Consider the following 15,936-nt stretch of genomic DNA (forward strand, 5'->3'; position numbering starts at 1 on the left):
GAACGACACCTCGATCGAGATCTGGCCGGTCGCATCCGTCGTTGACTCGAAGTACATCAGGCCGGGAATGCCGGCGAGCTGATCTTCGATCAGCCGGACCACACCCTGGTAGATCTCTTCGGACGACGCGCCCGGATAGTTCGCGGTGACGGAGATCTTGGCGGGGGCAATGTTGGGGTATTGCGCCACCGGCAGAAACGGGATCGCCAACGCGCCGGCGATCATGATGAAGATGGCGACGACCCACGCGAACACGGGCCGCGCGATAAAGAAATCGGGCATAACCGCCGAGCCTCACTTCGCCTGCGAGGCGGCGCTGGTCGTACCAGCGGCCGCCGCGTTCGGCCACGGCTTCGGATCGACCGCCGCTCCCGGCGACAGCGCCTGAAAGCCCTGCACGACGACGGCGTCGCCGGGATGGAGACCGCTGGCGATGATCCAGCGACCGTCGACCAGCCGAGACGGCGTCACGGGGCGCAACTCGGCTTTGCGATCGGCCGAAACGACGTAGAGCTGCGCCTGCCCACCCGGATCGCGCCGTAGCGCGCGCTCGGGCACGGCCAGCGCATTGAGCTGCTCGCCCTGCACCAGCTGCACGCGAACATACATCCCAGGCAACAAATCGCCGTCCGGATTAGGAAACTCACCGCGCAGCGTGACCTGGCCAGTGGTGGCGTCGACTGAAGCTTCAGAGAACAGCAGCCGGCCACGATGCGCGTAGCTCGCGCCGTCGTCGAACCGCAGACGCACCTCCGCCTCGATCGCATCGCCGGCCTTGGCCGACTGTTGCGCGGCCCGCTTCAACGCCAACAGCTCGTTGGCGGATTGCGTGAAGTCGGCATAGACCGGATCGAGCTGCTGGATCGTCGCCAGGCTTTCGCTGCCACCGACGGTGAAAAGTGCGCCTTCGGTGATCAGCGCCCGTCCGATGCGGCCGGTGATCGGCGCGCGGACTTCTGTGTATTGCAGATCGAGCTCGGCGGCCTGCAGGCCGGCGCGTGCGGAGGCCTCATCCGCCTCGGCCTGGGCCAATTCGGCGACTGCCTTGTCGTAGAGTTGGCCTGTGGTGACGTCGCGATCCTTCAGCCGGGTCTGGCGCTCCGCCTGCTGGGCCGCCAGCGTGCGTGTTGCCACTGCACGCTGCAGCGTCGCCTTGGCGCTGGCGACGCGAACCTGGAATGGCGCCGGGTCCAGCCGGTACAGCACATCGCCCTGCTTGACGATGGTACCTTGTTGGAACACGCGCTCGATGATGATGCCCGAGACCCGCGGACGCACCTCCGCGATCCGCGTCGGCGCGATGCGGCCGGGCAGATCGCTGACGATACGCAGCGTCTCCGGGACGACTGTGACCACGCTCACCACGACCGGCGGCGCTTGCTTGTCGGCTCCTGCTTGTTTGCCGTCACCGCAGCCGGCCAGACTCACCACCACGCCAAACGCGCAAGCGGCCCGGAGGGCGGCCTTTGTCTTCGTCGTCACGCAACTCACCTTTGCTCCGCACGGCTGCGAGCCCCCCGGCCGCCGCAAACCGTTCAAAAGATACCATCCGGTTGGTATATTACATTCTTGACAATGACAACGGGGCGACGCCAGGATTCACCACAGTCGTTCTAAAGAAAGTTGCCTCGCCGCAATGAGCAGCGCCCATGAGCGAAAGAAACAACCGGAAGTCGTCCGCCGCGCCTTGATCGATTGTGCCGCCACTCTGGCGATGGAGCGGGGGCTACAAGCGGTAACGGTGCAGGCCGTTGCAGCCGCCGCAGGTGTCACCAAAGGCGGCCTGTTTCATCATTTTGCGACCAAGGAGAAGTTAGTCGAGGCGGTCTTCGACGCCCAGCTCGACATCTTCGGTGCCGCCGTCGAAGAGGCGCTACAGGATGATCATTCCAGTTACGGCTGCTTCACCCGCGCCTACGTCCGGGCGACTTTCAATCTCAGCGAACAAGACGATAGCCAGTGCGGCGGCGCTTTGGCGGTATCGATGATGACCGACCCGCTGTTGCGACCGCGCTGGTCGGCCAGGATGCGGGCATGGCTGACGAAGTATAAAAAGACCGACTCGGCACCCGCACTGGAGATCGTGCGACTCGCCGCCGATGGCGCCTGGCTCGCCGACCTCAGTCACCTCGCCCCGGATCTTCGGATGGACCCCAAGAAGCTGCTGGCGCGACTGTTGGCAATGACTCGGAAAGACTGAGCGGGAAAGCTAAAGACCCGCGAGACGCACACGCCGCATCACGCCCGATCACAACTCACTTGCCCAGACATCCGCAGACATGATCCGGCGCATCGACGGCATCCCGCGATCGTAGTTGTATCGCGTCCCGGGGACGCTACGTTCCGCCGTGTTCGGCGATTCCTGCGAGGAATGGCCGGGCCCAATGGAGAGATCAGATGACCAAGACCGGCGCCGCGTTGCTCGCGGCAGCGACCATCCTCACCCTGGCGGCGGCTCCGGCCTCGGCCCGCGATTTCCCCTACTGCCTGCAAGGCGGCGAATGGGGCTATCCGGGTAATTGCCAGTTCGACTCGTACCAGCAGTGCATGGTGACGGCTTCCGGCACCCGCGCCTACTGCGACATCAATCCGGTGGTAGCGTTCCGTGCGCAGCAGCAGGCCGCCGAGCCGCAAGACGTTCCGCCGCCGCAACAGCAGCCGCGCAAGCGCCGGCACTAATCAGCTACGATTCTTCGCGCGCGCAACGGCCCAAAGCGCCAGCTACAAAAAACAACGGCGCCGCTTCCTCTCGGAAGCGACGCCGTAAAACTTTGATCAGGCCACCGACCTATTCGTCGCGATACACCTTTTCGCGCTTCTCATGGCGCTCCTGGGCTTCGACCGAGAGCGTCGCAATCGGGCGCGCCTCGAGCCGCTTGAGAGAGATCGGCTCGCCGGTCTCTTCGCAATAGCCGTAGGTGTTATCTTCGATACGTTGCAGTGCTGCGTCGATCTTGGCGATCAGCTTGCGTTGACGGTCGCGAGCGCGCAGCTCAATAGCGCGGTCGGTTTCGGAGGAGGCGCGATCAGCCAAGTCGGGATGATTGACGTTCTCTTCCTGCAGTGCCTGGAGCGTGAGTTTGGCTTCACGCAGGATCTCGTCCTTCCAAGCCAACAATTTGGCGCGAAAATAATCGCGCTGCCGCTCGTTCATGAACGGCTCTTTCTCGGATGGTCGATAGTCTTTCAACTTTTCCAAGGGCAATCCATGATCCACATCAGGCGGTAAACACCCCGCCTGCGCGGCAGCTTATATAGCGCTGGGTTGTGACAGACAATATCGTCCGCACCGATCGCACCGGAACGGCGGAATAGCTGGGGAACACGAATCGCAGGCTTAGGCTTGGCCGGCTTTGGCGAGTTCGACCTCGACCCGCAGCTCGATCTCCGCCAGTACCGCGTCGAGGCCGGGATCGCCGGAGGAGTTCTTCAGTTCGGCCGCCGCCGCGCGCAGCCGCGCCACCGTTGCACCGTCCAGCATCCCCGACAGCAGGCCGATCTTCAGATCGTCGAGCGCATCGAGCGCTGTCCGTCCGCGCTGCACCGAGCGCTTGCGGCGTTCGGTGGCATCCTCCACCCCTTGCATGGCGAGCAGCGCATCCAGCGCCGCCGGCGGCCGCGGCGCACTGATCGGCTTGGCTTCCGATTGCGTGGGGGCGGTGGGGAGCGAAAACGTGCTCGATCCGGAGCGCCGGACAGTGCCGGAGCCGGTCGATGTGGTGGTGCCGTTCGGACCGTAAATGCGCATCGTGTCTCTCGCCGTGTCCAGGCTCGCCGCGGAACAGCTTACACCCAGGGCGGCAACAGGGCTGAGGCCCCCGATCCGCAGCAAAGCGGTTTATGGTTAACGATGGGTAAACAGCCCGGCAAGAATTGCCGGTGACGGCAGTTTCGCCGCGGCTGGAACCCAAACGGAACTCGGCAGAGGGGAACTTCCCCTCGGAAAATCAACAAGTTGCTTCAGATTCGCGGGTGGCACAGGACTGGCAAGGAAAGACTGACCGCATCGTTCGCAACAGCGACGATGGATCGACAGGAGCCGACAATGCCGCGCGTATCGACCCAACTCGTAAGGCTGGCTGCGGCGGCGCTGTGCGTGCTGCTCCTGTCGGGCGTGGGGGCCAGTGCGACGTCGCGCATCAAGGACCTCGCCAATATCGAAGGCATCCGCCAGAACCAGCTGATCGGTTACGGCCTGGTGGTCGGCCTCAACGGCACCGGCGACACCCTCAACAACATCCCCTTCACCAAGCAGTCGCTGCAGGCGATGCTGGAACGTATGGGCGTGAACATCCGCGGCGCCACCATCCGCACCGGCAACGTCGCCGCCGTGATGGTCACCGGCAATCTGCCGCCGTTCGCCACCCAGGGCACCCGGATGGACGTCACTGTTTCGGCGCTGGGCGACGCCAAGAACCTGCAGGGCGGCACCCTGCTGGTCACCCCCCTCCTCGGTGCCGACGGCAACGTCTACGCGGTCGCCCAGGGCTCGCTGGCGATCGGTGGTTTCCAGGCCGAGGGCGAAGCCGCCAAGATCACCCGCGGCGTGCCGACGGTCGGCCGGATCGCCAATGGCGCCATCATCGAGCGCGAGATCGAATTCGCCCTGAACCGGCTGCCGAACGTGCGGCTGGCGCTGCGCAATGCCGACTTCACCACCGCCAAGCGGATCGCCGCCGCCGTCAACGACTACCTCGGCACCAAATGCGCCGAGCCGCTCGACCCGTCGACCGTCCAGCTTTCGATCCCCGGCGAGTTCAAGGGCAACGCGGTGGCGCTGCTCACCGAGATCGAGCAGTTGCAGGTCGAACCGGACCAGGCCGCCAAGATCGTGATCGACGAACGCAGCGGTATCATAGTCATGGGTCGTGACGTCCGAGTCGCCACCGTGGCGGTGGCCCAGGGCAACCTGACGGTGTCGATCTCCGAAAGTCCGCAGGTGAGCCAGCCGAATCCGCTCGGCGGCGGCCGCACCGTCGTCACGCCGAATTCCAGGATCGGGGTCACCGAAGACGGCAAGAAGCTCGCCGTGGTCAAGGACGGGGTGTCGCTGCAGCAGCTGGTCGACGGCCTCAACAGCCTGGGCATCGGCCCGCGCGACCTGATCGGCATCCTGCAGGCGATCAAGGCCGCCGGGGCCATCGAAGCCGACATCGAGGTGATGTGATGACGATCGCCACGACCTACGGGCCGACCCTGCCGACCTATAATGGGCGGCCCGACTTTGCCCTCGCCGAAGCGCTGTCAAAGGTGCCGGCGCAGGTCCAGGACAAGGCCCAGAAGACCGCCAAGGACTTCGAGGCGATGTTTCTCAACACCATGTTCTCGCAGATGACTTCCGGGCTGAAGGGCGAAGGTCCGTTCGGTGACACCGTCGGTACCGGCGTTTGGCGTTCGATGCTGACCGAACAGCATTCGCAGATGGTCGCCAAAGCCGGTGGCGTCGGCATCGCCACCGACGTGTACCGCTCGCTGATCCTGCAGCAGGCAGCCCGCTCCTAAGCGCAAAGGACGACGCCATGACCGCGATGCAACGCCCGCAAGCCCAGCCCGCCGCCGTTCAACCGGTGGCAACGCCCGCCGACGCGCGCAAGCTCGCCGAGGGCCTGATCACGCTGATGGATTCGCTGCTGAAGGTGATCGAGCACGAGACCGAGTTGGTCCGTGCCGGCAAGATCGCCGAAGCGATGCGGCTCGAGGCCGATAAGACCGAAGGCACCAAGCGTTACATCAGCGCGATCACGCTGGTGCGCGCCAGCCAGCCCTACATGTCCAAAGCGACGCCGGACCTGCTCGCGACGCTGCACCGACATCACGAAGTGTTCCGCGCGATGCTGCAGGTCAACCTGACCGTGCTGGCCACCGCACATGCGGTGTCGGAAGGCATCGTGCGAGGCGTCAACGCCGAAGTGCAGAAGCGCAACGCGCCGCAGACCTACACCGCCTACGGCCGTCACACCGGTCCGAGTCCGCGCCAGCTGACGCCCATCGCAGTCAGCCGTTCGCTGTAACGCTTCCCCTCACGACGACCCTGCAGATCCGACGCGCATTGGCGCGAGATGTTGCACGCCTGCGCGATGCAAAGCTTTCGATTTAAATCATCGGAATCTTTGCAGGAGGAATTTCAGAACTGTTTGCCACGATGCTCGAGGAGGTGTGGGATTGACCTGATGGAGGCCAGGAGGCTGACATGAGTATCGATTTCAACATCAAGCCGGTGGGGGCGCCGGTGATCACGCCGATCCTCAGGCCGGAGCCTGAGGCGGTGCAAGCGGCCGTACCGACCGATCTGCCGGCGCCACAAAGCGTCACCGCGGCAGACGGCGGATCGGCGACGACTGCCACCAAGTCCGGAAGCACCCCTGCGTCTTCGATCGCCCGCCAGGTGATCTTCGATCAGGCTGCGGCCGAGATGGTCTACGTGGCGGTCGATCAGAACACGCAGTCGGTGATCAGCCAGTATCCTGACTCCTGGCAGCTCAAGGCACGCGCTTACTTCCGCGAACTCGATCAATCGAAGCCGCAGCGCATCGGATCGCTCGCAACCGACCGCGTCGCCTGACGCCGAGTTGGAATGAGACCGGATCTCCCGGCCCGCCGGTTGCGGGCGCGGGCGCTTTGTGCTGCGCGGAGGAAATGATGTGAGCAGAGCGCGCACACACCGCAACGGCCATGGCGTTACGGACGGCCGCTGAGACCCGCGGCGATGTTACGGTTGATGTCGATCAGCGCCTGCAGGCGTTCGACTTCCGGCTTGATCTGCAAGGCGCTAGACTGGCTCATCACGAACACGCCGATGTTGGCGATGTTCTGCCGGATCTCGATCGACTGCGGATTGTCGTCGCGCATCGCCTCGGTGACGAAGATCGACCAAAGTTTGCGATTGAACAGCAGCGCTTCCTGAAGTCCGATCGCGCCCTTCTCGTCCCAGTTTGTGACGACGTCCTGCAATTGCTTAGCCGCCTTCAGCAGCGCCTGCGCTTCGATCTCGCGGGGAGATGCAGTTCTCTGCGCCGTTCTGGCGTAAGCTTGCGCGGCACTCGACATCGGCTACCTCGACAACAATTCTTCTTCACGCTTGATGAGGGGGCGCAGCTCTCTGAGTGCCTTATAGAGATTGCCGCTTAAGATATGATTACTGGTTGCTTCAATCGTTTCGCGGAAGCTCGGCACGGCTTCGATCAACTCTTTGATGAAACCTAGATACAAATCCTGATAAGCCGGGATGTCGTTCTGCAGATACATCATCTGCACGCAGAGATAGATTCGCTTCACCGGCGTGTTCGCAGTCTCCGCGGTGAGAATGTCCTTCTCGCGCAGAATCGGCGCATCGCCGTCGATCAGAAACGTGGTGCGGGTGTCGGAGTTGGTGATCACGCTCTGGCCGATCACGATCCGCTCGAACGGCTTCAATTCGACTCGCAGAGGCATCGCTTCTCCCTTCGCATATGGTCACGGGACCGAGATCGACTCATCCTCCAGCCCTTTTTCCTTATGCGCAGGGTTTGCGAATCGATCCAGTACAAACGCGCCGTACTTTCAGGGGAAAAATGCAACGGGAGATTGCACGGCGCCGAATCGCGCCGTCGCCCGGGACGTGGCCGCCCCGTGATCGCCGCCCCGGCGCGAGGCCGGGGCCGTTGCGATTACCGCAGCAATTGCAGGACGCTCTGCTGCGACTGGTTGGCCAGCGACAGCGCCGACACCGCGATCGACTGCCGCGTCGACAGCGCCTGACTGTTGGCCGCTTCTTCGTTGGTATCGGCGAGCGTCAGGTTCGCCGAGCCGGTCTGCAGCACGTTGATCAGGCTCTTGGCGAAGTTCTGGCGGATCTGCACGATCGACAGGTTTGAACCGTAGGACGATGCCTGCGAGCGCAGCGTGGTCGACGCGGTGTTGAGCGCAGCGAGCGTCTTGTTGGTCGCGGCGTTGTCGATGAAGTCGGTGCCGGCGACCAGCGTCGGCAGGCCAAGCGCTGCGGGCGTCAGCGCGGTGCCGACGATGGTCAGCGTCGAATTGCCGGTTTCGTTGAACACCAGCTTCAGCGTGTCGCCGTTGAGCAGATTGACGCCGTTGAACGACGCGTCCTGCGACGTGGTGGTGATCTGCGCGATGACGTTGTTGTACTGCTCGACCAGCTTGGCGCGCGCCGCCTGCGAATTGAGATCGGCGACCGGCGGGTTCGGCGTGGTGAAGGTCAGCGTCGAGGTGATCGAGCCGCCGAGCACGCCGCCGTCCGCAGCCGAGCCGAGCGTCGACGACGCGTAGTCGTTGCTCGCCGAGATCATCAGCACGCCGTTGGCGTCGACCTGCGCGGTGAGGTTGTTCGGCGCAAGCGCGGCGTTGAGCTGCGCCAGCGTCTTCACCGTGCCGCCGGTACCGTCGCCGAACGTGACGCTGACCGGCGTGCCGCCCTTGAAGGCGGTGAAGGTCATGGTCTTGCCGGAGACGCCGCCGGCGCCGGAGGCGCGCGACGCCTGGAACACCGTCGAGGTGCCGGTGTTGCCGGCGAGGCCGAGCGCCAGCATGGCATTGCCGGTGCCGCTGATGGTGAGGTCGGAGGCGCTGCCGGTCGAGATCTTCAGCGAGCCGCTCGACAGCGACGAATTGGCGGAGCCGAGCTGGGTCGTCAGCGTCGCACCGGTCTGCGACAGCGTCGCGGTCTGCACGCCGGTGGCAAGGTCGATCGCTTTCAGCACGTCGGCGACGGTGCCGCCCTGCAGATAGACGGTCGAATTGCCGAGCCCGTCGGTTTCGACGTGGCCGGTCACGCCGGTGTGGGTCGCCGAGGCGAGCGGGACCGGCGCGTTCTTAAAGGTGATGGTCTTGCCGTTGACGGTGAGGATCGAGCCGTCATCGATCAGCGTGCCGATCGTACCGGCGCCGGTGATACGCGGCACATCGAGCGTGGTCGGGCCGGAACCGGTCGAGGTGGTGAGATTGAGCGACTTCAGCAAGTCGGCCGGACCGGTGACGTGGAGATCAGCGCCGGTCGAAGAATTCAGCGTAACCACGCCGGCACCGTTGATCGAGGATGGCGTACCGTTGGCCGTGAAGGTCGCAACGCCGCCCGAGATGTTGGCCGACTTGACGCCGCTGGCAAGATCGATCGACGTCAGCACGTCGCCGACGGTGGCGTTGGTGAAGGTATTGCTGGTGCCGAGATAGATCGTCGAATTGCCCTGGGAGTCGGCAACGATGTTGCCGAGCACACCGGACCCGACCAGCAGGCCGGCCGGCGACGGCGGATCGGACGCCTTGAAGGTGATGGTCTTGCCGTTCACCGTCAACGTGGTGCCGTCGGCGATCGCAGCGCCCAGGCCGCCCACCGTGTTGAACAGCTTGGTGCTGGCAGTGATCGGCGACGCGGCGCCAGTGCCGAGCGATGTCGACACCGGTGCGCTGAAGCCGAGCTTGGCCAGTACTGTGCCACCCGAAGTGTCGGAAACCGACAGCGCGCGGTTGGTGCCGGTATGCAGCTCGAGGTGGCCGCTGGCGTTGACCACCGACGGATTGCTGGTGTTGCCGTTGATGGTGTCGACCGTGGCGAGCAGCGCGTTGATCGGCTGGTTGACGCCGATCGTATAGTTGCCGTTGCTGTCGACCGTCGGAGTGCCGGTGGCGGTGAAGGTGATGGTCTTGCCGTCGACGACCAGCACATCGCCGGCCTGCGGGCCGGTCGGGGTCGTGGTCAAACCGTTGGTGAGCGACGAGATCAGATCGGTGCCAGTCGCAGTCGCCGTCGCGGTGCCGGTGTAGAGCACACCGCCCGTCGAGGTTGCATCGGTCGGAACGTTCTTGGTGACCGCGGTGCCGGGCAGCGAGCCGATGGCGCCGCCCAGCGTGTCGGTCAGCGACACGCCGCTGGTGCCGCCGGCGGTGCCGTCATAGATCACGTTGCTGGTCGCGATCGCGCTGGCGAAGGTCTGGGTGCCGCGCAGATCGTTCGGAGTGGCGCCCGCGATGGTCGCCGCAACGTTGGATTTAGTGGAGTAGCCGACGTTCGACTGCAGCGCCTGGTTGGCGATCGACTTGGCGGTGTCGATCAGCTTGTTGAGCGAGGTGATGCCGGTGTTGGCCGCCTGCAGGATCTGGACGCCGTTGCCGATGCCGTCGAGCAGGTTGTTGATGTCGCTGGCGCGGCTATCGAGCCCTGCTGCGGTGAAGAAATTAGTCGGATTGTCGAGCGCGGTGTTGACCTTCTTGCCGGAAGCAAGACGGTTCTGCGTCGTCGCCAACAGATCGGCAGTCGACTGCAGCGATAGCAGATTCTGGCGAACCGCTGCCGAGAGAACCACATCAGCCATGGTGCAAACCTTCCTGATCCGCGCTGGACGTCGACCTTCAGTCGCACGTCGCTGCTCGCGTCGAACGGTCGTTGCCGCTGCGACACTTGCCGGTTGTGTTTAGACGCCTGTTCTGGAGAGGGACCTCGGCTGCACGACACACGTGCGCACCGGATCAACGCGGCCGATTCTCGGCCTACCTTCTTCCTGAGCACCCGGGACTATGGCGGGGGCCATTTAAAATATGGTTAACAGCGTCTTAAGGGAAAAAAGGTCAATTAAATCAATAGATCGGGTGTTTGCCCGCGATAACCCCTGCCCGGTTAGCGACCAATTTATTAACTGATTCGCTCATTCGGGCACCGGCGATCCGACACCACCAAGCCGACCCGTGGACCGGCACGGGATTCAGACGGCCGGTCCAGCATGGTTTATGAATTATTTACACGGCTGACGGAGGATCACCCGCCTACGGGTTCTCTGAGGTGCGTCACAGGGCCTGAGGAGCTACCATCACTCCGTCAGATTCGGATCCTTGAGATGCAGCCTGGACGCAGCAAGGCCATTCCCACCCGCAACACCTCCGACAAGGCTTACGAGCCCGCGCTGCTATTGATGCGCGCACGCGTGCTGCATCAGCAGGGCCAGCTCGACGAGGCCCGCTCCGCCTATAAGAAGGTGTTGAAGAAGGCGCCCGATAATTTCATGGCGCTGCACTTCTACGCGCTCGCCGAATATCAGAGCGGCAACGCCGAGCTCGGCATCAAGACGCTGAAGCGCGCGCTGCTGATCGATCCGAAGGCGGCGCAGGCCCACTCCGACATGGGCAGCATGCTGATCGCCGTCGGCCGCTACGACGACGCGCTCGTGTCGTGCGACAAGGCGATCGCAATCGATCCGACGCTGATGCTGGCCCACGCCAATCGCGGCCTCGCCCTCACCGGCCTCGCGCGTTATGAAGACGCGATCGCCAGCTACGACAAGGCGATCGAACTCACGCCGGATCGCGCCGACACCTGGAACGATCGCGGCAACGCGCTGCATAAGCTCGGGCGCTATCCCGAGGCGCTGGCGAACTACGACAAGGCGATCGAGATAGATCCGCTCAACGACGTCGCCTTCATGAACCGCGCCGGCACCTATAAGGAGCTGAAGCAGCTCGACAAGGCGCTGGCGAGCTACGATCGCGCGCTGTCGATCGGCAAGCGGCCGGTCGTCGCCGGCCTCGCCCGTGCCGAGACCCTGCTGTTCATGCGCAACGTCAAGGACGCGCTTGCGACCTGCACCGCCGTACTCAAGATCGAGCCGAACTCGGTCATGGCGCTGACGCTGCTCGGCAACTGCATGGCCTCGCTCGGCGATGCCGAGACCGCGATCGCCTTGCACAGCCGCGCGCTGGAGCTGATGCCGAACTACGAAGCGGCGATCTCCAGCAAGATCTTCTCGATGGACTTCTGCGCCGGCATCGGCGTCGAGCCACAGCAGGAGGCCCGCAAGAGCTGGTGGACGCAAATCGGCGCACCGATCTATCGCGCCTGCGCAACGCCGCCCGTCAACGACCGCGATCCGGATCGGCGTCTGGTGGTCGGCTATGTGTCGGCCGACTTCCGTGCGCATTCGGCGGCGTTCTCGTTCCGCCCGGTGATCGAACATCACGATCACAGCCAGTTCGAGGTGATCCTGTATTCGGGCGTGGTGGTGCCGGACGATTCCACCCGCACCTTCGAAGCAGCCGCCGACAAATGGCGGGATGCGACCCTGATGAGCGACCAGCAGCTCGCCGACCAGATCAAGCAGGACAAAGTCGACATCCTGGTCGACCTCTCCGGCCATTCCAGCGGCAACCGGCTACGCGTGTTCGCCCGCAAGCCGGCCCCGGTGCAAGTCACCGCCTGGGGCCATGCGACCGGCACCGGCCTGCCGGTGATGGACTATCTGCTCGGCGACCCGGTGGCGATCCCGGCCGAAGACCGGCACCTCTATGCCGAGGCGGTCTATGATCTGCCGTCGATCGTCATCATCGAGCCGCTGCCGCAGCAATGGAGCTCGGCGGAGCTGCCCTTCGACCGCAACGGCTACCTGACCTACGGCTCGCTGAACCGTATCTCCAAGATCTCCGACGCGGCGATCGACGTCTGGTCGCAGGTGCTCTCCGCATCACCGACCTCCCGGCTGATTCTGAAGGATCATCAGATCGACGACCCCGCGGTGCGACAGACGCTGCTGGAGAAGTTCGGCGCGCGCGGCATCGCGGCCAACCGTATCACCCTGTTCGGCTCGAGCTCGCGTCAGGACCACCTCGAAACGTTGAAGCAGATCGATCTTTGCCTCGATCCGTTCCCCCAGGCTGGCGGTGTCTCGACCTGGGAAGCGTTGCACATGGGCGTGCCGGTGGTCAGCCGGCTCGGCCAAACCGTGCCCAGCCGGGTCGGCTGCGCGGTTCTCGCTGCGGCCGGCCTGCCCGACTTCGTCGCCACCGACGATGCGCGCTACATCGAGATTGCCGGCAAGCCTGATCTGGACCGGTTGCGCTTGATCCGCCGCGGCCTGCGCGATTTCATCCTGCAGCGCTGCGGACCGGCTGCCTACACGCGCGCGGTCGAAGACGCCTACCGGACGATGTGGAAACGCTGGTGCGCCACCCCATTCGACGAGGCCAAGGACCGCGCGCTGCGCCGCGGGCGCTGAGGCCGCCTGCCGCTACACCCCAGCGCCGCCGCTGTGCTTCGGCGCTACACCGGGGACGAACGGCGCGATCAGCATTTCGCGCTTGATCAGTTCATCGTCGATCGACGGCAACTGGCTCTCCAGCGGCGCGCCGAACTTCAGCACCGGATACAGCTTCTGCGCCGGGTTGATCTCCACGTTACAGAACACCGGCCCCTTGCGGGCATAGACCCCGCGGAGCTGCTCGGCGATATCGGCGCTGCGGCTGATCGTGACCACCGGCAGATCCATCGCCTCGGCGACCTTGCGGAAGTCCACGAACGACAATCCGCTCGGCCCATCGACGCCGACATAATGGCCGTCGAGCCAGGTCTCCAGCGTCTGCTTCTGGATGCCGTGGCCGTGATTGTTGAACAGCATCAGCCGCACCGGCAGTTCGTGCCGCTTCAGCAGCGCCAGCTCACCGAGCGACAGCATCAGGCCGCCGTCGCCGATGATGCAGGTGACGCTGCCCTTGGCCTGCACCGCGGCGCCGATCGACGCCGCCAGCGCGTAGCCCATCGCGGTGTTGTTCCAGTCCGAAATCAGCCGCTGGCCGCGCTTGATGCGAAAGCCGTTGCAGGTCCAGGTCAGGTTGCCGCCGGTGTCGACATAGATCAGCTCATCGGCCGGCGCCGCATCGCTGAGCTTATCGACGAAGTCATAAGCGTCGACGAAGCCGGCATCGTCGGGCGCGGAGCCCGGTCGATCGTCCGGCAAGGCGATGCGCCAATGCGCGATCGTGTTCAGCCAGGCCTCGCGCGGCGGCGCCGCCTCGACTGCGGCGGGCAGCTTCGGCACGAATTCGTCCAGTCGAGCCGCGATGCGAGTGGCGATACGGATGCCGCGATCATCGAACTTGTCCATCTCGCCGCGACTGGCATCGACCATCACGATCGTCGCCTCGCGCGCGAACGACGGCAGGATGCCGCCGGTGACGTTCTGCGACAGCCGGCTGCCGAGGCACAGGATCAGGTCTGCGTTCTGCACCGTGAAGTTGCCGAGCCGCGGCCCATAGACGCCGAACGGCCCAACCCGCAGCGGATGATCGGCCGCGATCAGATCGGTGGCGGCCCAGGTGGTCAGCACCGGCATGCCGAGGCGATCGACGAGTTGATCGAGCGCGGCGCCGATCCGCGGTGTCGCAAGCCCGCCGCCGAGAACCAGCACGGGACGTTTCGCGCGTGCGATCAGCGGCAGCAGCGCCGCAATCTCCGCGTCGAGATCGGTCGTTGCGGCTGCAGGCTCGGGCGTGAAGCCCGGCAACGCGTCGGGATCAATCTCGGCGCGCTGCAGATCGTCCGGCAGATCGATCAGCACCGAACCGGGCCGTCCCTCGAACGCGAGATGATACGCCTTCTCCAGATGATAGCGGATCGTGGTGGGATCGGAGATCTGCACCGCGTATTTAGTCACCGTGGCGAAAATCGAGGTGACGTCGGTCTCCTGAAAGCCGAGCTGACGGATCTGGTTCTTGCCCTTCAGCCGATGAGTGGCGACCTGCCCGGTGATCACCAGCGTCGGCACGGAGTCGTAATAGGCGCAGCACACCCCGGTCAGCAGGTTGGTGGCGCCGGGGCCGGAGGTCGTGATGGCGACGCCAAGCTTGCCGGTGGCACGCGCATAGCCGTCCGCCGCGATCGCAGCCGCCTGCTCATGCTGCGGAAAGATCGGCGTGACATCCGGATGGTGCTGCGCGGAGTCGAACATATGGACCGCGGCGCCGCCGGAAATGCCGAACACATGGGTGACGCCGCGCCGCGCCAGGAAATCGATGACGTAATCGGAGAGCTTCACGCGTGTCCTCCTTGCGCGGCCGATCAATTACCGTGCCGGCGCAGCTTGTAGATGTTCGGATCAGCGGCGAGCCGTTCCATCAGCGCCGCACCGCCACTCCGCCAGGCATCGTGCACCACCGAGAAATTGCGCCCGCCGGTCGTGACGCGGCCGGCCTCGAAAGCCCATTCGATACAGCCGAAGATGTCCTCGTAAGACGTGCCTTGCGCGCCGCTGTCGAGAAACTCCAGCGTGCGGCGCAGATTGACTCCGGCGTCGTCGCCGGCTTCGACGGTCTGACGATGGATCTTGGTGTTGACCCAGCCGGTGCCGACCGCGATCGCGTGCACGTCTTGATACTCGTCGTCGAGCAGCTCGCACAGCTTCACCAGCATCACCTTGCCGAGGCAATAGGCCGAGTAGTTGCGGAACGGGCCGTTGATGCCGCCGCCGACCAGGAAGGCGACCTTGGCGGTCGAGGCTTGCGCACGCAGCGGATACAGCGCGTGCAGCAGCCGCATCTGTGCCACCGAATTCAGCGACAGCGACGCCGCCCACGCCTCGAAATCACGCCCGAAGAAATCGCCGATCGGCGACAATTGTCCCGCGGCACTGATCAGCCGCTCCCAGGGCTTGCCGAGCGCCGCGATCTCCGCCGCCGCGCTGCGCACGCTGCTGGCATCGGTCAGATCGCAATGCACCAGATGAATGCCGGCGTCAGCCTGCAGCTCGCTCAAATTCTCGCTCGACCGATAGGTGCCGATGACATCGCAGCCTTGCGCCCGATAGAGCTGCGCCAGCCGGATGCCGATGTCGCTCGAGATCGCCGCGATGATGACGCTGCCGCTCATCGCTGGCCCCCATAGGTCTTTGCCGCAGCCTGGGCGAAGGCTTGGGCAAGAGCGCCGTTGTTGTCGGTCATCAGGCCATACCAGGGATCGTCGGTCGTCATTGCGAGCAAAGCGAAGCAATCCAGGGGCTTCACTGCGCGGCGATGGAGTGCTTCGTCGCGGAGCCTGTGCTCGGACGGCGCAAAGCGCCGATCCGGGTGCTCCTCGCAATGACGGGGAAAGGCTGCGGACAACAACGCCAGCGGAAAATCGAGCTGCGCCTGCGCCAGGCTCGCCGGATTGCCGATGTCACGGTGATAGTTGCCGTTGTGGAACGC

16 protein-coding genes and 1 pseudogene are annotated in these 15,936 nt (G+C 64.6%); 7 read left to right on the forward strand and 10 right to left on the reverse strand.

All coding sequences use genetic code 11. The annotated features are described in order from the left end of the window. The coding region (locus DYI24_RS08260; RefSeq protein WP_164571948.1) for an efflux RND transporter permease subunit at window positions 1–282 on the reverse strand (282 nt) is incomplete at its 3' end. Between the two features lie 12 nt (window positions 283–294). Continuing rightward, complete coding sequence (locus tag DYI24_RS08265) at window positions 295–1,482, reverse strand: efflux RND transporter periplasmic adaptor subunit (RefSeq protein ID WP_349627754.1); 1,188 nt, start codon at window positions 1,480–1,482, stop codon at window positions 295–297. Between the two features lie 154 nt (window positions 1,483–1,636). Here DYI24_RS08265 and DYI24_RS08270 point away from each other — a divergent pair, with 154 nt between their 5' ends. Next, window positions 1,637–2,200, forward strand: a complete 564-nt coding sequence (locus DYI24_RS08270) for a TetR family transcriptional regulator (RefSeq protein WP_164571950.1) — start codon at window positions 1,637–1,639, stop codon at window positions 2,198–2,200. Window positions 2,201–2,397: 197 nt separating this feature from the next. Next, window positions 2,398–2,679 carry a DUF3551 domain-containing protein gene (locus DYI24_RS08275; RefSeq protein ID WP_164571951.1) on the forward strand — a complete coding sequence of 94 codons (282 nt, stop codon included), beginning with the start codon at window positions 2,398–2,400 and terminating at the stop codon, window positions 2,677–2,679. A 109-nt stretch (window positions 2,680–2,788) separates the two neighbouring features. On the opposite strand, the gene dksA is transcribed toward DYI24_RS08275, so the two are convergent. Then, complete coding sequence (gene dksA, locus DYI24_RS08280; protein ID WP_107345612.1) at window positions 2,789–3,199, reverse strand: RNA polymerase-binding protein DksA; 411 nt, start codon at window positions 3,197–3,199, stop codon at window positions 2,789–2,791. 138 nt (window positions 3,200–3,337) lie between these two features. Beyond that, window positions 3,338–3,748: a flagellar assembly protein FliX gene (locus DYI24_RS08285; RefSeq protein WP_011159444.1), complete on the reverse strand. Its 411-nt coding sequence runs from the start codon at window positions 3,746–3,748 to the stop codon at window positions 3,338–3,340. Between the two features lie 297 nt (window positions 3,749–4,045). On the opposite strand from DYI24_RS08285, the gene DYI24_RS08290 reads away from it, so the two are divergent. The 4 genes from DYI24_RS08290 to DYI24_RS08305 all read left to right on the forward strand — a co-directional run bounded on the left by DYI24_RS08290 (window position 4,046) and on the right by DYI24_RS08305 (window position 6,562). Further along, the gene (locus DYI24_RS08290) at window positions 4,046–5,167 is read left to right on the forward strand and encodes a flagellar basal body P-ring protein FlgI (protein ID WP_164571952.1); all 1,122 of its coding nucleotides are present in this window, start codon (window positions 4,046–4,048) and stop codon (window positions 5,165–5,167) included. Then, window positions 5,167–5,502 (forward strand): flagellar assembly peptidoglycan hydrolase FlgJ, encoded by a 336-nt coding sequence (gene flgJ, locus DYI24_RS08295; RefSeq protein WP_107345614.1) that lies wholly within the window; start codon window positions 5,167–5,169, stop codon window positions 5,500–5,502. Before DYI24_RS08290 ends, flgJ begins: the two co-directional genes overlap by 1 nt. A gap of 17 nt (window positions 5,503–5,519) precedes the next feature. Then, window positions 5,520–6,011 carry a hypothetical protein gene (locus tag DYI24_RS08300; protein WP_107345615.1) on the forward strand — a complete coding sequence of 164 codons (492 nt, stop codon included), beginning with the start codon at window positions 5,520–5,522 and terminating at the stop codon, window positions 6,009–6,011. 179 nt (window positions 6,012–6,190) lie between these two features. Then, window positions 6,191–6,562 (forward strand): hypothetical protein, encoded by a 372-nt coding sequence (locus DYI24_RS08305; RefSeq protein WP_164571953.1) that lies wholly within the window; start codon window positions 6,191–6,193, stop codon window positions 6,560–6,562. 116 nt (window positions 6,563–6,678) lie between these two features. Here DYI24_RS08305 and flaF read toward each other — a convergent pair whose 3' ends face one another. The 3 genes from flaF to DYI24_RS08320 form a co-directional block, all read right to left on the reverse strand. After that, window positions 6,679–7,047 carry a flagellar biosynthesis regulator FlaF gene (gene flaF / locus DYI24_RS08310; RefSeq protein WP_107345617.1) on the reverse strand — a complete coding sequence of 123 codons (369 nt, stop codon included), beginning with the start codon at window positions 7,045–7,047 and terminating at the stop codon, window positions 6,679–6,681. A gap of 3 nt (window positions 7,048–7,050) precedes the next feature. Further along, window positions 7,051–7,431 carry a flagellar biosynthesis repressor FlbT gene (gene flbT, locus DYI24_RS08315; protein WP_011159450.1) on the reverse strand — a complete coding sequence of 127 codons (381 nt, stop codon included), beginning with the start codon at window positions 7,429–7,431 and terminating at the stop codon, window positions 7,051–7,053. 215 nt (window positions 7,432–7,646) lie between these two features. After that, window positions 7,647–10,307, reverse strand: coding sequence for a DUF1522 domain-containing protein (locus DYI24_RS08320; protein WP_164571954.1), 2,661 nt, complete (start codon window positions 10,305–10,307; stop codon window positions 7,647–7,649). 519 nt (window positions 10,308–10,826) lie between these two features. Here DYI24_RS08320 and DYI24_RS08325 point away from each other — a divergent pair. Beyond that, window positions 10,827–12,974, forward strand: a complete 2,148-nt coding sequence (locus tag DYI24_RS08325) for an O-linked N-acetylglucosamine transferase, SPINDLY family protein (protein ID WP_164571955.1) — start codon at window positions 10,827–10,829, stop codon at window positions 12,972–12,974. Window positions 12,975–12,986: 12 nt separating this feature from the next. Here the strand turns inward: DYI24_RS08325 and DYI24_RS08330 are convergent, their stop codons facing one another. The 3 genes and pseudogenes from DYI24_RS08330 to DYI24_RS08340 all read right to left on the reverse strand — a co-directional run. Beyond that, the gene (locus tag DYI24_RS08330; RefSeq protein WP_164571956.1) at window positions 12,987–14,789 is read right to left on the reverse strand and encodes a thiamine pyrophosphate-binding protein; all 1,803 of its coding nucleotides are present in this window, start codon (window positions 14,787–14,789) and stop codon (window positions 12,987–12,989) included. Between the two features lie 23 nt (window positions 14,790–14,812). After that, complete coding sequence (locus tag DYI24_RS08335) at window positions 14,813–15,619, reverse strand: SDR family NAD(P)-dependent oxidoreductase (RefSeq protein ID WP_164571957.1); 807 nt, start codon at window positions 15,617–15,619, stop codon at window positions 14,813–14,815. After that, window positions 15,616–15,936: pseudogene (locus tag DYI24_RS08340) on the reverse strand (nucleotidyltransferase family protein); the annotation flags it as partial. The pseudogene DYI24_RS08340 and the gene DYI24_RS08335, both read right to left, overlap by 4 nt.

It is taken from the genome of Rhodopseudomonas sp. BR0C11 (assembly GCF_010820945.1).
Taxonomy (GTDB): domain Bacteria; phylum Pseudomonadota; class Alphaproteobacteria; order Rhizobiales; family Xanthobacteraceae; genus Rhodopseudomonas; species Rhodopseudomonas palustris_H.

Excerpts from the sequence above, each read along its gene's own strand:
- DYI24_RS08275 (WP_164571951.1), top strand. The coding sequence starts at position 2,398 with ATGACCAAGACCGGCGCCGCGTTGCTCGCGGCAGCGACCATCCTCACC.
- DYI24_RS08320 (WP_164571954.1), bottom strand. The coding sequence starts at position 10,307 with ATGGCTGATGTGGTTCTCTCGGCAGCGGTTCGCCAGAATCTGCTATCG.
- flgJ (WP_107345614.1), top strand. The coding sequence starts at position 5,167 with ATGACGATCGCCACGACCTACGGGCCGACCCTGCCGACCTATAATGGG.
- DYI24_RS08305 (WP_164571953.1), top strand. The coding sequence starts at position 6,191 with ATGAGTATCGATTTCAACATCAAGCCGGTGGGGGCGCCGGTGATCACG.
- DYI24_RS08325 (WP_164571955.1), top strand. The coding sequence starts at position 10,827 with ATGCAGCCTGGACGCAGCAAGGCCATTCCCACCCGCAACACCTCCGAC.
- DYI24_RS08335 (WP_164571957.1), bottom strand. The coding sequence starts at position 15,619 with ATGAGCGGCAGCGTCATCATCGCGGCGATCTCGAGCGACATCGGCATC.
- flaF (WP_107345617.1), bottom strand. The coding sequence starts at position 7,047 with ATGTCGAGTGCCGCGCAAGCTTACGCCAGAACGGCGCAGAGAACTGCA.
- flbT (WP_011159450.1), bottom strand. The coding sequence starts at position 7,431 with ATGCCTCTGCGAGTCGAATTGAAGCCGTTCGAGCGGATCGTGATCGGC.
- DYI24_RS08270 (WP_164571950.1), top strand. The coding sequence starts at position 1,637 with ATGAGCAGCGCCCATGAGCGAAAGAAACAACCGGAAGTCGTCCGCCGC.
- DYI24_RS08285 (WP_011159444.1), bottom strand. The coding sequence starts at position 3,748 with ATGCGCATTTACGGTCCGAACGGCACCACCACATCGACCGGCTCCGGC.
- DYI24_RS08300 (WP_107345615.1), top strand. The coding sequence starts at position 5,520 with ATGACCGCGATGCAACGCCCGCAAGCCCAGCCCGCCGCCGTTCAACCG.
- DYI24_RS08290 (WP_164571952.1), top strand. The coding sequence starts at position 4,046 with ATGCCGCGCGTATCGACCCAACTCGTAAGGCTGGCTGCGGCGGCGCTG.